Origin of the sequence: Acinetobacter sp. YH12027 (assembly GCF_013420085.1) — a bacterium.
GTDB lineage: Bacteria > Pseudomonadota > Gammaproteobacteria > Pseudomonadales > Moraxellaceae > Acinetobacter > Acinetobacter amyesii.
This window is the reverse complement of the sequence record NZ_VOYW01000091.1, coordinates 1-1,155: the sequence shown is the minus strand read 5'-3', so window position 1 is coordinate 1,155 and position 1,155 is coordinate 1. Positions and strand designations below refer to the sequence as shown.

General features: G+C 48.7%; 1 rRNA gene. It reads left to right on the top strand.

Annotation, left to right across the window (positions count from 1 at the left end):
* Positions 1-157: 157 nt before the first annotated feature.
* Positions 158-1,155, top strand: a 23S ribosomal RNA gene (locus tag FTT94_RS16355); the annotation flags it as partial.

The following is a 1,155-nucleotide window of genomic DNA, read 5'->3' as shown; positions in this document are numbered from 1 at the left end:
ATGAGTTACTAGCGAAATTAACTGAATCAAGCGTTTTGGTATATGAATCTAATTGAAGCTGTACAGTGATTAAGTTCACGAGACTCTAACTGTGGCGATTAAGTTCGCAACGCAACATCTTCACTTGTAGGAGATGGGCGACTGTTTGGGGTTGTATAGTCAAGTAATTAAGTGCATGTGGTGGATGCCTTGGCAGTCAGAGGCGATGAAAGACGTAATAGCCTGCGATAAGCTCCGGGGAGGCGGCAAATATCCTGTGATCCGGAGATTTCTGAATGGGGGAACCCACCCGCTATAAGGCGGGTATCATAAACTGAATACATAGGTTTATGAGGCGAACGAGGGGAAGTGAAACATCTCAGTACCCTTAGGAAAAGAAATCAATTGAGATTCCCTCAGTAGCGGCGAGCGAACGGGGAAAAGCCCATTAAGTTATCTAAGCTTTAGTGGAACGCTCTGGGAAGTGCGACCATAGTAGGTGATAGTCCTGTACGCGAAAGGGCTTAGATAATGATGTCGAGTAGGGCGAGGCACGTGAAACCTTGTCTGAATATGGGGGGACCATCCTCCAAGGCTAAATACTCCTGACTGACCGATAGTGAACCAGTACCGTGAGGGAAAGGCGAAAAGAACCCCTGTGAGGGGAGTGAAATAGATCCTGAAACCGCATGCATACAAGCAGTGGGAGCCAACTTGTTTGGTGACTGCGTACCTTTTGTATAATGGGTCAGCGACTTACATTCAGTAGCAAGGTTAACCGATTAGGGGAGCCGTAGAGAAATCGAGTCTTAATAGGGCGTTTAGTTGCTGGGTGTAGACCCGAAACCGGGTGATCTATCCATGAGCAGGTTGAAGGTTGGGTAACACTAACTGGAGGACCGAACCCACTGTCGTTGAAAAGCCAGGGGATGACTTGTGGATAGGGGTGAAAGGCTAATCAAACTCGGTGATAGCTGGTTCTCCCCGAAAGCTATTTAGGTAGCGCCTCGGACGAATACCATTGGGGGTAGAGCACTGTTTCGGCTAGGGGGTCATCCCGACTTACCAAACCGATGCAAACTCCGAATACCAATGAGTACTATCCGGGAGACAGACTGCGGGTGCTAACGTCCGTAGTCAAGAGGAAAACAATCCAGACCGCCAGCTAAGGCCCCT